Source organism: Acidovorax sp. ST3, assembly GCF_003231145.1.
Lineage (GTDB): Bacteria > Pseudomonadota > Gammaproteobacteria > Burkholderiales > Burkholderiaceae_C > Acidovorax.
In genome coordinates, this window is record NZ_QKVP01000005.1 from 180,603 (window position 1) to 193,406 (window position 12,804).

Genomic DNA, 12,804 nt, shown 5'->3' on the forward strand with positions numbered 1-12,804 from the left:
TCCGACCCATCACGTCACCATGCAAATCCACGAGTACCCTGTGCCGCGCCTATCTGCCCAGATCATTCAGGAGTGGGCGCCTGAGCTTGCCGCCCGGTACGGCTGCACGGTAGAAGCTTTTTTGGCAAAGCCCGGCCACATGATCTTTTTCCCCTCCCAGACGCTTCGTCTCGAACTCATGGATGAGTCTGTGGTGGAGTTCAAGTACGCGTTCGCGCTGGTGAGTGAGGCACGCCGCACCATCGCGGTTTTCACTGAGCACTGTGGACACCACGTGTTCCCGCACTACCAAACTAAAGTGCTCTGCGATGGCTCCCTGGTCTATGCGCAGGCCACACACCCCGGCGACTGGTCTTCACCATGAATTCACTTCCCCACGGCTACCGCGCCTTGGTCATCGGCTCCACGGGCGCTATCGGCAGCGCCTTCCTCGCCCACCTGCAGGCCGACCCGCGCTGCGCCCTTGCCGTAGGCCTGGGCCGCCATACCCACCCGGCGGTGGACTTGGACGACGAAGCCACCATTGCCGCCGCCGCCCAGCAGCTCAAGGCCCAGGGCCCGTGGCATTGCATCATCCACGCCGCGGGCCTGCTGCACGGCCCCCACGGCATGCCTGAAAAGCGCCTGGGCCAGTTGAACTACGCGCAGATGGAAGCCACCTTCCGCACCAACACCTTTGGCCCTGCGCTCGTGCTGGCCCACTTTGCACCGCTGCTGCCCAAGCAGGAGCGCGGCCTGCTGGCCGTGCTCTCGGCCAAGGTGGGCAGCATTGGCGACAACCGCCTGGGCGGCTGGTACAGCTACCGCGCCAGCAAGGCCGCGCTCAACATGCTGGTAAAAACCGCTGCAATCGAAGTGGCCCGAACCCACCCGCAGGCTGTGCTGGTGGCGCTGCACCCCGGCACGGTCAATTCAGCCTTGTCGGCCCCGTTCAACGGCGCAGAAATTGGCCGCCCGGCGGCGGATGCGGCGGGCGACATGCTGCGGGTGCTGGATGGACTAACGCCTGAGGAGACGGGCAGCTTCTACGCCTACAGCGGCGCGCCACTCCCCTGGTAAGCGTGGCGCGCGGTGCTATGGTTTTGATACCGCTTCCGCACCAGCAGTAAGCGCTTGCGGGCATTTTGCTCAAAGGCATGTCATGTGCCACTGTCCATGCGCGCCCTTCGTACGGCTTGCATGCAGAATGCCGCATGCATCCAACCCCATCGCCTGACACGATCCTGTTTGCCTCCCACACCACGGCCACAGCCGCGTCTGTGGCGCAGTGGGTAGAGCGCCACTACGACCTGCCCGTGCAGCAGTGCTACCTGATCCGCCGCAACCTCAATGACAACTACGCTGTGCGAACAGTGGACGGCAGCCGCTACGTGGCAAGGCTCTGCGCCATCCGACCTCGTGGTCCGTTCAATGTGGATTTTGAGCTGGCGTTGTTGGCCCACTTGGAGTCGCAGGGCGTGGGCGTGGCCTCCCCGGTGTTGGCTGCAAACGGTGCAACCAGCGTGACCCTGCCGTTCCCCGAGGGCCCGCGTGTGCTGGTGCTCTTCCGCCACTGCGAAGGCGCCGTGCCTGACACACCCGAAGACCTGCACCTGACCGGCGCCACACTGGCGCAAATTCACAGCGCTGCGCAAAGCTACACCGGCCCCGCAAGCCTGTACGTGCTGGACGGCCACCATCTGGCAGGCCGCACGCTGGACTACCTTGCCGCCCATCCCGAGCTGGCCCCATCCGCGCTGGATGCCTATCGCGAACTGACCCATCGCCTTCTGGGCGAGTTGGCGGAGGTTGAAGGCACCTTGACCCGCGTGGTGTGCCACGGCGACACGCATGGGTTCAACAACCATGTGTACACCGATGCCGAGGGCGTGCGCCGCGCCCCCTTCTTCGACTTTGATGACGCCGGGCCTGGGTTTCTGGCCTATGACCTGTGTGTGTGGCTGTGGTCGAACCTGCCGCGCAAAGCCCCCATGGAGCCTGACGAAGCCTTGCTCCAGCGTTGGCAGCAGTACCTGGCTGGCTACCGCGCAGGCGGCGGCCACGTCACCGATGCCGACCTCGCCGCCTTGCCGCTCTTTGTGCAGTTGCGGCACCTATGGAACATGGGGGAGGGCGTGGCGCGCATCCACCACTGGGGCGCCAACATGATGTCTGCCGACTGGATCAAGAAGCAGCCGGATGTGATGGCCGCCTGGGCCCGCCTGGATTTGCCCGCTTGATGGGCCTTGGCCGAGCCCCGATGGGTTGCGCTGGCACGCAGGCTCAGGTCATGTGGCGTGGGGCCACTGGATGCGTCAGTTGCTGCGCATCGCTGGGGTCTTGCTCCAGGCTGTACGGGACCGAGAGAGAGGCCACGCTGAACACAAAAACAGCGTGGCGGACACGGCCCGGGCGATGGGGAGCACAAAGTTCTTGAGGTCGGTGTTCATGGTGGTTCCTGCAGCGGTTAGAGGTGGAGAAGGGTCGGGGTCAGATGCCGCCTTGACCCTTGCCGCCATGTTGCCGGTACGAGGCTGAACCGGTGCTGAACGGGTGCTGAGCGGCGCTTGCCCACCGCCTACTTGTAGTTCTCCCGGCGCTCCCCAAACTTTCTCACCCGCTTGCGCCATGCCCTGTAGCTGCCCGGCGCCAGGTGGGTGCGCATCAGCACCTTGACTTGATCGTGGTGCAGACCATGGACGGCGCGGATTTGCGCAAAGCTCACGTGGTCGCTCAGCGCCATCTGGATGATCTCGCCCACGGTGGCGGCGTCCAGCGGTGCGCTCGGGTGGGGGCTCGGCAAGTCGGCGGCGCGCGGTGTGGTCATGGTCAGTGTGTTCAGGTGGTGGCGCGAGGGTAGTGCGCATGCTTTCACCTTGCGCTGCGGTGGCCCTTTCACCCTTGCCATGCAAGTCCTCCCTGACCCCTTGGTGCAGGCGTTCAGAGATCCACCGCCAGCCCCTCGGCCAGCGCTTCAAACACCACCCGAATCCGCCGCGATGTGCGCAGCTCGCGGTGCGACACCAGCCAGACGGGAAAACGCACCTGCGCCACATCGTCCAGCACGCGGACGATGCCCGGTGTTTCGCGGGCGATCTCGTCCATCATGGCGCCGATGCCCATGCCCTGGCGCACCAGCGCCCAGTGGGTCACGGTGTGGTCTGCGTAGCAGGTGAAGTTGTCTTCGCTCAGGTTCAAGCCGTAGTGACGCAGATAGGCAAGGTACCGGCCGGCGCGGTCTGAGCCTACAAACTCCGCATTCACCGCGTCCTCCGCGCTGCGCGGGTGGCCGTGGGCCTGCACCCAGCTCTCGGACGCGTAAAAGCACGCCCGGGCCTCGCGCACCAGGCGGGCAATCAGCTCCGGCTGCTCGGGCTGCACGTGGCGGATGGCAATGTCGGCCTCGCGGCGCTGCAGGTCGCTCAGCGCGTTGGACGGGATCACCTCCACGGCAATACCGGGCGCCTGCGCCCGCAGGCGTTGCAGGATGGGCGGCAGCAAGTGCGTCGCCACCACATCGGTGGCCGACACCGACACCACGCCCCCCACTGCTTGCGACCGCCCGCTGGCAGCCAGGCCCAGGGCCTCGGCGGCGGCGCCCATGGCGCGGGCGTGTTCCAGCAAGTCCAGCCCCGTGGGCGTGAGCACCATGGCCTTGCCCACGCGCTCAAACAGGGTCACGCCCATCTGCTGCTCAATGGCGGCCACCTGCCGGCTCAGGGTGGGCTGGGTCAGGCCCAGCTTGCGTGCGGCGGCCGACAGCGAGCCGGTCTGAGCCGTTTGCAAGAACGCCTTTAGTTGGTTCCAGTCGAGGTTATCCATGCGTAAACGTATATCTTCACTGCAATTTATCGCAGTTTCCTGCGCTTCAATGCATGGATAGCATTTGGGTGTTGCTCATTGCACCTCTGCACTTCGCCGCTCCAGCACTTCACCCGGTCTGCACACCATGTCGTCTTCTGCCATTGCTCCCGCCTCCCGCGCATTGCCCTCCGCCGCCAACCCGTCGGCTGCGTCCGCCAAAGCGCGCTTCTGGGACCGCATTGCGCCCAAGTACGCCACCGACCCCATTGCCGACCTCGCTGGGTACGAGGCCACGTTGCAGCGCGTGCAGGGCCTGCTGTCGCCCCAGCATGACGTGCTGGAGATTGGCTGTGGCACCGGCAGCACGGCGCTGCGCCTGGCACCGTTCACCCGCAGCCTGCTGGCCACCGATGTGTCGTCGCAGATGATCGCCATCGCCCACCAGCGGCTGGCCGCGCAGCCGTCGCCCGCCTTGCGCTTTGCCGTGGCCGACGCCGAGGCCATGGCCCCGGGGCCCGAGGTGTACGACGCGGTGCTGGCCTTCAACGTGCTGCACCTGATGACCGACCTGGACGACGCGCTCAGGCAGATGGTGAAGGTGCTGCGCCCGGGTGGTTTGCTGATCTCCAAGACCGCCTGCGTTGCCGAGATGAACCCGCTGATCCCCTACCTGGCTGTACCCCTGATGCGCGCCATTGGCAAGGCCCCGCCGGTGCTGTGCTTTGACGAGCAGCGGCTGCGCTCGGCCATGGTGCAACAGGGCCTGCAAATCGTCTGCACCGAGCGGCACGGCACGCGCGGCAAGGACATTCGCGCCTTTATCGTGGCCCGCAAGCCGGGCTGAGTTTCCTCCCCTGCACACAGGCTGGCGGCTTTGCAAGGCCGCCGGGCGAAGCTTTGCCTACGGGGGCGTAGCCAGGCCCCTGCGTTCATCCCATGGACTGCAGAAGGGCACCCTGGCATTCGCCCTGCTGCGGCCCCGCCGTCATCACCCACCTTGTTGCCCACACGGCCTCGCCCCCTCACCCACCACCTCCCATCACTGCCACTCACACCATGAACCATCGCAACCACCCCCTGTCTCTCACCTCTGTGGCTGGCCTTGTCGCAGCCGTGGCATTCCTCACTGGCTGCGCGTCCACCCTCGACCAGGCTGGCCTGGAGCAGCGCACGGGGCAAGCCATTGGCCGCACGGCCGGCCAGTTCACCATCACCGACCGACAGGAGGAAACCGGCGGCCGCATCAACTACACCGTCAACACCCGCGACGGCGCCAGCTACCGGTGCTACGTGTACGGAGTAACGGGCTTTCAGAAGGCCATGACCTTCGGCCAGACACCACACTCCGACGCCATCTGCACCGCCATGGTGGGCAGCGCGGGCAACGGCGGCGCCCAGGCACCGGCAGCAGCCGCCCAGTCACAGGGCCGCGGTGCGGCCAAGGAATGCAATGCACTGCTGCGCACGGCAGGGCGCTGCTGAATGGCACCGCACCGCTTTAGCCTGCGGGCCACACCCTTGTCTGCAACGGGCCTTGCACCATGACGCGATGGCACTGGGCCAGCCTGCTGCTGGCAGTCTGCTTGAGCGGTTGCGCCAGCTTGCCCGGCGCCACCACCGACACGGTGGACGGGCGCACGGTGGAATACGTGCAAGCCGGGCAGGGCACACCCGTGGTGGTGTTTGAGAACGGGCTGGGCGCCCGGCTGGACTGGTGGGCCAAGGTCTGGCCCGACACCGTGGCAGAAACCCGCGCGCTGGCCTACCACCGCGCGGGCTACGGCCGCAGCGATGCGTCCCCCCAGCCGCGCGATGGGGCGCAGGTAGTGCAAGAGCTGCGGGCCTTGCTCAGGGCCCGCCAGCTACCGCCGCCCTATGTGCTGGTCGGGCATTCGCTGGGCGGCCTGTACATGCAGCTGTACGCGCGCCAATACCCCGCAGAGGTGGCCGCCCTGGTGCTGGTGGACTCCACCCACCCCGAGCAGATGCGGGGCGCTGGCAACCCCGACCTGTGGCCGACCTGGTTGAAAGTGGCCTTCCGCCTGGGCACCTCTGACGTGGTCAAACAAGAGCTGGCAGCGCTGGACGCCACCGGGCAACGTGTTGCCAGCCTGCCGGTGAACCCATCGGTGCCCGTGTTTGTGCTCAGTGCACTGCAAACCCCTGGGGCCTCATCTGCGCTGGCCGAAGATGTGCGCCAAAAGCGCGCCGACTTCGCCCACCTCTACCCCGGCTCCACCCAGGTTTGGGTGGACAGCGGGCACGGCATCCCGCTGGAGAAGCCCGAAGCCGTGGTCAGCGCGATTCGCGCAGCACTGCAGGCGGCCCGCGCGCCACGCTGAAAGCGGTGGCGGCCACGCCAGTGGCAATTTCATCGTGGCGCGCTGGCCAGACCCCGTGCCAGAATGACCCGATGAGCACCACCACCTCCTCCTTCCATTCCAACGCCGACGTCACCCGGGTCACCACCTACACCTGGGCCGAAACCCCGGGCCAACCGGTGGGCGTCGTGCAAATCTCCCACGGCCTTGCCGAGCATGGCGAGCGCTACGACCGCTTTGCGCGGGCCCTCAACGCCGCAGGCTTCATCGTCCACGCCGTGGATCACCGCGGCCACGGGCGCACGGCAGGTGGCAAGCTGGGTGACTTTGGCAGCGCAGGCTTCAGCGGCCTCATTGCCGACGTGGCCCAGTTCGGCGCACTGCTGCGTGCGCAGCATGGGCCGCAGCAGCTGCCGCTGTTTTTATTCGGCCACTCCATGGGATCGTTCGCAGCGCAGGCGGCCATCCTCGACCATTCATCCACCTGGTCCGGCGTCATCCTGTCAGGCTCCACCGCCCTCGACCTGTTCGCCGCCGCCATGGCCAACGCCCCCGCCGATGCGCCCGCCGGGCTCGCGGCATTCAACGCAGGCTTTGAGCACCGCACCGGCTACGAATGGTTGTCACGCGACGCTGCCGAGGTGGATGCTTATGTGGACGACCCGTGGTGTGGCTGGGACGTGCCGCCCGACGTGATCCCCTCGCTCTTCGCCCCCGCGCCCCGGCTGGCGGACCCCACTCAACTCGCGCGCATCCGCAGCGACCTGCCCATCCTCATCGCATCCGGCGACGCGGACCCGCTGGCCGCAGGCGGTGTCTTGTTGGAGCAACTGGGGCAGCGGTATCGGGATGCCGGTGTGGCCGATGTGACGGTCAAGCTGTACCCGGCGGCGCGGCATGAGATCTTGAATGAGACGAATCGGGATGAGGTGATGAGGGATGTGGTGGGGTGGTTGCGGACGCGTGTTGGGGTGGCGTAGTCGATGCGCAATGCTGTTTTGGCGATTTGTTCGATGCCTGTTTTCGGCCAGAAGCAGTCGTTCAACTTAAATAAACGCGGGCTCGCTCAAAGTTTGAGCCAAGCTGGTGACTCTCCGCTCGAGCTAAGGGTTAGGCATCTGTGGCGCTGAGCTTCGTGCGGAGTTCGTCGATGGTCAGCACTGCGGCACCCCGATGAAGCATGGCGTGACAGTTCGGGCATACAGGTCGAAGATCTGCTACCGCATCAAGCTTGTACTCACCGTCAGTCAGCGCCAACGGCTTCAGGTGATGGACATGGATGAACTCTCTGCCTAAGACGCCATACCGAGATTCGAAGTTGAAGCCGCAGACGCTGCAGTCGTAGCCGTGGTGCTTCAAGCAGGCCGCTCTGGCCTTGGGATTGCGCTCGTATGCATTGACGCGAACCTGCTTCTTTGCACCTTCTGCGTACTTCTGCCCGGGCTCCAATTCGTCGGGATAGAGACGCTGCCGCTTGGCAGCAAGGATAGCGATGGTCTTTCCGTACTCGCCCAGACGGTCCCTGGCTGCGTCAAGCTCTGCCGGTGTGAACAGGCTTTGGAACCGTGGCTGCAAGACGATTGCTTCGACCGTTAGTTCAGGCCGATTCGCTTCTAATAGCGCATCCAAGCCCTTGCGTTGACCTTCGTTTCGCGGAAGCAGCATTCGCTTTGCTGTCGCCAGCCCACCGTTTCGCTTCACGGCTTGCAGGAACCGGCGCCCCCAATAGCCAACTTCCTTGCCGGCAACTTGGTAGCCCTCGATGAACGCATCGGTGAGTTCGGTTTCGAGCGACATGGCAGTGCGTAGCATTTCAGATGCCTAACGTTTGACGTGAGAGGCGCTTGGAGGCCAAAGGCCGTAAAGCGTCTCTTCGATGGATGGGTTAGACGTCATTCTTGAATGGCCACACGTTGAGGAACGAAGTGAAGTCACGCTGTCTGCTTGCGAATGTGCCACCACAGACGGCCTGTAGTTCGTCTCTTCCAAGTCCACGAGTTTCCCAGCACTTTCCCTTGCGAGTAACCCAGAAGTAGCTTTGGATCGTGTTGTTGCCTGGAGCTATCTGATCGTACCTACGAGCGAGTTCCTTTGGAGAAATGACTACGTAGTCGTACTTCCGGGTGTTGAACTGGCAAAGAACCAGCACCCACAGATCGGCTGGCGATTCGGCCAGCTTCGTTCGGTCCAACTTCCACCAACCGCCGGATTTGATTTCGTCTGTCGCGCGAGCTTCCTTCCCGGACGCAAGATGGTCTTTGGAAAACTTGACTTGTATCGAGGCCTGCTTCTGGCAGGACTTGTCCGTGACAAGAAGATCAATGCCACTATCTTTCGAAGGTATCCACACTCGGTGCTTTGGAAAGAGGCTTTCGATCTCGGAGGCGACGAGGTACTCGCCTGCGTGAACGGTGAAGATCGGCCGCATGATGACACCTAATGTAATGAAGACCGCACCAGACCGCAGGCCACATCTGGCGCGTGCGATCTAAATTGGCACAGAAGAAACGCGGAAGAGCCTTGTAGCCTAGCATCTCGGCATGTGTGCTGTACAAAATACAGTACGAAATTTAGCCGTGAAACCCGCCGCCCCTCCTGCGTTACGTTCCACACAGTTGCTGGATTAGGTCCGCGAGCGAATTCGGACTGTTGTCGGCTGCTGTTGGCCGATAGTGCGCATTGGGTGCATTGCTTGGTTGAGAACTATCGCTGCGTAGAGGCTAGAAAACGGAGCATTAGATTTCCCGCTCCACTAACCCATCTATCGACCCCGCACCCCTCGCCCCCTCCGCGCTCCCCCCGCCACCTGGCAAGCCCTCCGATACGCCCGCAGCGTCACCTCCGCCCGCTGCATCACCGTGTCTTCCACCGTGGCCGCACCTCCGGCCAGCTCATCCGCCTGTGCCTGCAGCAACTCTGCCGGGCTCATGCCCGATGCCTCACCGGTCAGTAGCGCAATGCCTTCGCTCACATGCCCCATGATGTAGACGTGGAACTGCCCGCGCTCTACCGCGTCCAGCACGCTGCGGTCCAGCATCAGGTGGCGTTGGTTGCGGGCGGGGATCAGCACGCCGTGGGTGCCGTCCAGCCCCGCCGTCGCGCAGGCGCGGAACCAGCCTTCGATCTTTTCGTTGATGCCACCCACTGGCAGCACCTCGCCGTGCTGGTTCAGTGCGCCGGTCACGGCAATGCCCTGGCGCAGGGGCAGGCCTGACAGGCTGGACAGCAGCGCGTACAGCTCGGCGCAGGAGGCCGAGTCGCCTTCCACGCCGCTGTATTCTTGCTCGAACACGATGGACGCGTTAAGTGCCAGCGGCGCCACGTGGCTGAACAGTGCGGTGAGGTAGCTGTGCAGGATGAGCACGCCCTTGTCGTGGATGGGGCCGGACATATCGACCTCGCGCTCGATGTTGAGCAGGCCCTCTTGCCCGGCAAAGGTGCGCGCGGTGATGCGGACGGGGAAGCCAAACCGGTAGTCGCCCAGGTCGATCTGCGTCATGGCGTTGATCTGGCCGGTGATGGAGCCCTGCAGCGTGATCAGGCGCTCGCCTTCGGTGATGGATTCGTGCAGTTCTTCTTCGGGCTGGTTGTGGCGCAGGGTGCGGGCGGCCAGGGCGGCTTGCACATCGGCGGCTTGCACCAGGGTGCCTGCGCGGGCCTGGCACAGGGCGGCGCTTTCGATGGCGAGTGCTTCGGTGTGGGCAAAGCGCGCGCTTTGGCGGCCTTGGTCGTCGGCCTCGCGGTGTGATTGCTCCAGCAGCAGGGCCACAGCGTTGGCGGCAAAGTGGGGCAGGCCGCGCTTTTTGCAGACTTGCGCGACCAGGATGGCCGAGGACTGGTGGGTGCCGGGAGTGGCGATGAACCGGTCTGAAAAGTCCACCTTCACGCGAAAGCGGCGGGCGGCGTCGGGGTCGGCCTCTTGCAGGGCGTAGTACTCCTCCACCGATCCGATCAGCACGATCTTCACGTCCACGTCCACCGGCTCGGGCTGCAGTGCACCGGCCCCGCCGGGCGCATGGGCGGGGCCGCCGCCACCGCTGCCGTCTTCGATCTGCAGGCGCCCACAGCGCAGAAAGCGGCGCAGGCGCGGCCACAGGCCTTCTTCGGCGGCCAGGTCGTGCAGGTGCAGCAGGATGAAGCCGCCATGCGCTTTGAGCAGGCTGCCCGCGTGGATGCTGGCGTGGTCGGCCTGCACGGTGTCGGCGTCGGCGCCGTGTTCAATGCTGCCAAAAAGGGTGCGGGCCGTGGGGTTGTCTTCGACCACCACCGGGGCGCTGGTGCGGCCGTGGTTGTCCACCACCACGTTCACCTGGCAGCGGGCCAGCAGGTCGTCCAGCGCGTCCTTGCGGTCGTCCTCGGCGTCCTGGCCTTGGTCGGTGTCGCCGGGCTCAAAGAGGTCGATGTGGTCCAGCACGGCGCGCTCTACCTGGTCTAGCCACTGCGTGAGTTTGACGGCGTCTTTGATCTGCTTGCGCAGGCCTTGGCGGATGCCGTGCAGCGCGTGTTCCACCAGGGGCTTGATGGTCTGGCGGCGCAGGGCGGCCAGAGCGTCGTCGCGCGTGCGTTCCAGCGGGCGGGTGGTTTCGAGAAACTTGGCGATCTCGGCGCGCAGCTCCAGCTCGGCGGCGTCGATCTCGGCGCGGCGCTCGCGGGGCAGGGCGCGCGCTTCGCCTTCGGTCAGCGGCTGGCCCTTGGGGCCGGTGAGGGTGAACACCATGTGCCCGGCCTCGCGGCTCAGGCGGAACTGGCGCGCCTCGGCAAAGGCGTCCAGCGCGGCAAAGGCTTCGTTCTCTTGCGCTTGCCAGGTTTTATCGATGCGCTCGGCCTCGGCCTTGAAGTCGGGGCTGGTCAGGCGCTTGGGGATGTCGGCTTGCAGGCTGCGCGCCATGTCGGCCATGCCCTGGCGCAGCAGGCGGCCCTCGCCTGCGGGCAGGCGCAGCGCGCGGGGGCGGTCGGGCTGGTCAAAGTGGTGCAGGTAGCACAGGTCGGGCGGCACCGCGCGTTTTGCGGCCTCGGCCTGCATGGCCTGGCGCAGCAATGACGCCCGCCCGCTGCCCACTTCGCCCAGCACAAACAGGTGGTAGTCCGGCTGCTGCATCGCCAGACCAAATTGCGCAGCGGCCTGGGCACGCTCCTGCCCGATCCAGGGCAGGGGCAGGTCTTGCAGCTCGGCGGTGCTGGCAAAGCCCAGCGTGGCGGGGTCAATGGTCAGACGCAACTGGTGGGGGGCAAGGGCAAATGCGGGCATTGATGTGGGTGTGGGAGGGCGAAAGGGCGTAAGGGCAGAAGGGCGGTGCGGAGGGCGTGGCAGGCAGCCGTGCAGCACCTGGCGACCAAAATATGAGCCAAAACGGGCAGATGCGCTAGTGCAATATGCCCTGGTTGCTATCAATAATGTAGTGAATGACGCCAGGCGTGCAGGCCGCCCGGAGCCATTCGCTTTCCCATTCGGATGCGCAATGGCATGGGCGTCTGCAGAGGCAACTGCATCAATGCGCAACCGGGCATACCCCGGCGGGCGCACCACCGGCCAGCGCGTGGCTGCGCGCATCGGCCAGTGCGGCGGCGGTGGGGGCTTCGGTGGGCCAGCCCGCCAGATGCTGCTGGGCCACGCGGCTCAGCGCGGTGATCCAGTGGCTGTTGTCATTCAGGCAGGGGATGTAGTGAAACTCTTTTCCGCCTGCGTGCAAAAACGCCTCGCGCACTTCCATGTTGATTTCTTCCAGCGTCTCCAGGCAGTCGCTGGTGAAGCCGGGGCACACCACGTCCACCCGCCGCGTTCCCGCCTTGCCCAGCGCCTCGATGGTGGGCTGGGTGTAGGGCTCCAGCCACTTGGCCTTGCCAAAGCGCGACTGGAAGGTGATGCGGTAGCGCTCCTCGCGCAGACCCAGGCGCTCGGCCAGCAGGCGGCCGGTTTTGCGGGCCTCGCAGTGGTAGGGGTCGCCCAAGTGCAGGGTGCGCTCGGGCACGCCATGAAAGCTCATCACCAACTGGTCGGGTTGGCCATGGTGCTTCCAGTGCGTTTCGATGGTGCGGGCCAGGGCGTCGATGTAGCCGGGGGCGTCGTGGTAGTGGTTCACAAACCGCAGCTCGGGCACGTTGCGGGTGGCAGCGGCCCAGGTGTAGACAGCGTCAAACACGCTGGCGGTGGTGGTGGCGGAGTATTGCGGGTACAGCGGCAGGATGAGGATGCGCGTGGCGCCTTCGGCCTTGAGGGCATCGAGCTGGCTGGCGATGGACGGGTTGCCGTAGCGCATGGCGTGGCGCACCAGCACCGCGTGGCCTGCCTCACCCAGCCAGCCGCGCAGCAGCGTGGCCTGCTTGGCCGTCCAGTGCGCCAGGGGCGAGCCCTCAGGCGTCCAGATGCTGGCGTATTTGGCGGCCGACTTGGCCGGGCGGGTGCGCAGGATGATGCCGTGCAGGATGGGCATCCACAGCAGCTTGGGGATCTCCACCACGCGGTGGTCACCCAGAAACTGCGCCAGATACCGGCGCACGGCGGGGGCCGTGGGTTCGTCGGGCGTGCCCAGGTTGCACAGCAGCACGGCAGTGCGGTCGGCCTGGCCGTGGGTGAAAGGGGGTTCGGGGTGGAAGGAAGGCATGCGGCATTTTCACCCACGCGCCGAGCCAGTGCGGGCCGGGAGCCTATTTGCGGCCTGGCGCACCACTGCCTGTGAGACCAGAGCGGGATACAGCGTCT

General features: G+C 65.5%; 14 protein-coding genes. 7 read left to right on the forward strand and 7 right to left on the reverse strand.

What is annotated here, in order from left to right; all coding sequences use genetic code 11:
• Positions 1-19: 19 nt before the first annotated feature.
• The 3 genes from DNK89_RS16975 (at position 20) to DNK89_RS16985 (ending at position 2,219) form a co-directional block, all read left to right on the forward strand.
• Entirely contained in the window at positions 20-364 is a 345-nt protein-coding gene (locus DNK89_RS16975; protein ID WP_110961072.1) for a hypothetical protein, read from the forward strand.
• A complete protein-coding gene (locus tag DNK89_RS16980; protein WP_110961073.1) occupies positions 361-1,059 on the forward strand; it encodes an SDR family NAD(P)-dependent oxidoreductase in 699 nt (232 codons plus the stop codon). The genes DNK89_RS16975 and DNK89_RS16980 overlap by 4 nt, the downstream gene beginning before the upstream one ends.
• A 134-nt stretch (positions 1,060-1,193) precedes the next feature.
• Positions 1,194-2,219 carry a phosphotransferase enzyme family protein gene (locus DNK89_RS16985; RefSeq protein WP_110961074.1) on the forward strand — a complete coding sequence of 342 codons (1,026 nt, stop codon included), beginning with the start codon at positions 1,194-1,196 and terminating at the stop codon, positions 2,217-2,219.
• Between the two features lie 75 nt (positions 2,220-2,294).
• On the opposite strand, the gene DNK89_RS24925 is transcribed toward DNK89_RS16985, so the two are convergent.
• From DNK89_RS24925 to DNK89_RS17000, 3 genes are all read right to left on the reverse strand, one after another.
• On the reverse strand, positions 2,295-2,429 hold the full coding sequence (locus tag DNK89_RS24925; RefSeq protein WP_255575888.1) for a hypothetical protein: 135 nt from the start codon (positions 2,427-2,429) through the stop codon (positions 2,295-2,297).
• Positions 2,430-2,557: 128 nt separating this feature from the next.
• Complete coding sequence (locus tag DNK89_RS16995) at positions 2,558-2,806, reverse strand: DUF2805 domain-containing protein (protein ID WP_238990845.1); 249 nt, start codon at positions 2,804-2,806, stop codon at positions 2,558-2,560.
• A 113-nt stretch (positions 2,807-2,919) separates the two neighbouring features.
• Positions 2,920-3,801 carry a LysR family transcriptional regulator gene (locus DNK89_RS17000; RefSeq protein WP_110961076.1) on the reverse strand — a complete coding sequence of 294 codons (882 nt, stop codon included), beginning with the start codon at positions 3,799-3,801 and terminating at the stop codon, positions 2,920-2,922.
• Between the two features lie 127 nt (positions 3,802-3,928).
• Here DNK89_RS17000 and DNK89_RS17005 point away from each other — a divergent pair, with 127 nt between their 5' ends.
• The 4 genes from DNK89_RS17005 (at position 3,929) to DNK89_RS17020 (ending at position 7,084) form a co-directional block, all read left to right on the forward strand.
• On the forward strand, positions 3,929-4,627 hold the full coding sequence (locus DNK89_RS17005; protein WP_110961077.1) for a class I SAM-dependent methyltransferase: 699 nt from the start codon (positions 3,929-3,931) through the stop codon (positions 4,625-4,627).
• A 212-nt stretch (positions 4,628-4,839) separates the two neighbouring features.
• Entirely contained in the window at positions 4,840-5,265 is a 426-nt protein-coding gene (locus tag DNK89_RS17010) for a hypothetical protein (protein WP_110961078.1), read from the forward strand.
• 59 nt (positions 5,266-5,324) lie between these two features.
• Positions 5,325-6,125: an alpha/beta fold hydrolase gene (locus tag DNK89_RS17015; protein WP_110961079.1), complete on the forward strand. Its 801-nt coding sequence runs from the start codon at positions 5,325-5,327 to the stop codon at positions 6,123-6,125.
• Positions 6,126-6,196: 71 nt separating this feature from the next.
• Positions 6,197-7,084, forward strand: coding sequence for an alpha/beta fold hydrolase (locus DNK89_RS17020; RefSeq protein WP_110961080.1), 888 nt, complete (start codon positions 6,197-6,199; stop codon positions 7,082-7,084).
• 130 nt (positions 7,085-7,214) lie between these two features.
• Here DNK89_RS17020 and DNK89_RS17025 read toward each other — a convergent pair whose 3' ends face one another.
• The 4 genes from DNK89_RS17025 to hemH form a co-directional block, all read right to left on the reverse strand.
• Complete coding sequence (locus DNK89_RS17025; protein ID WP_203422346.1) at positions 7,215-7,901, reverse strand: HNH endonuclease; 687 nt, start codon at positions 7,899-7,901, stop codon at positions 7,215-7,217.
• Positions 7,902-7,989: 88 nt separating this feature from the next.
• Entirely contained in the window at positions 7,990-8,532 is a 543-nt protein-coding gene (locus DNK89_RS17030) for a hypothetical protein (RefSeq protein ID WP_110961082.1), read from the reverse strand.
• Between the two features lie 333 nt (positions 8,533-8,865).
• Positions 8,866-11,352, reverse strand: coding sequence for a Lon protease family protein (locus tag DNK89_RS17035; protein WP_110961083.1), 2,487 nt, complete (start codon positions 11,350-11,352; stop codon positions 8,866-8,868).
• Positions 11,353-11,593: 241 nt separating this feature from the next.
• Complete coding sequence (gene hemH, locus DNK89_RS17040; protein ID WP_060984968.1) at positions 11,594-12,706, reverse strand: ferrochelatase; 1,113 nt, start codon at positions 12,704-12,706, stop codon at positions 11,594-11,596.
• Positions 12,707-12,804 lie beyond the last annotated feature (98 nt).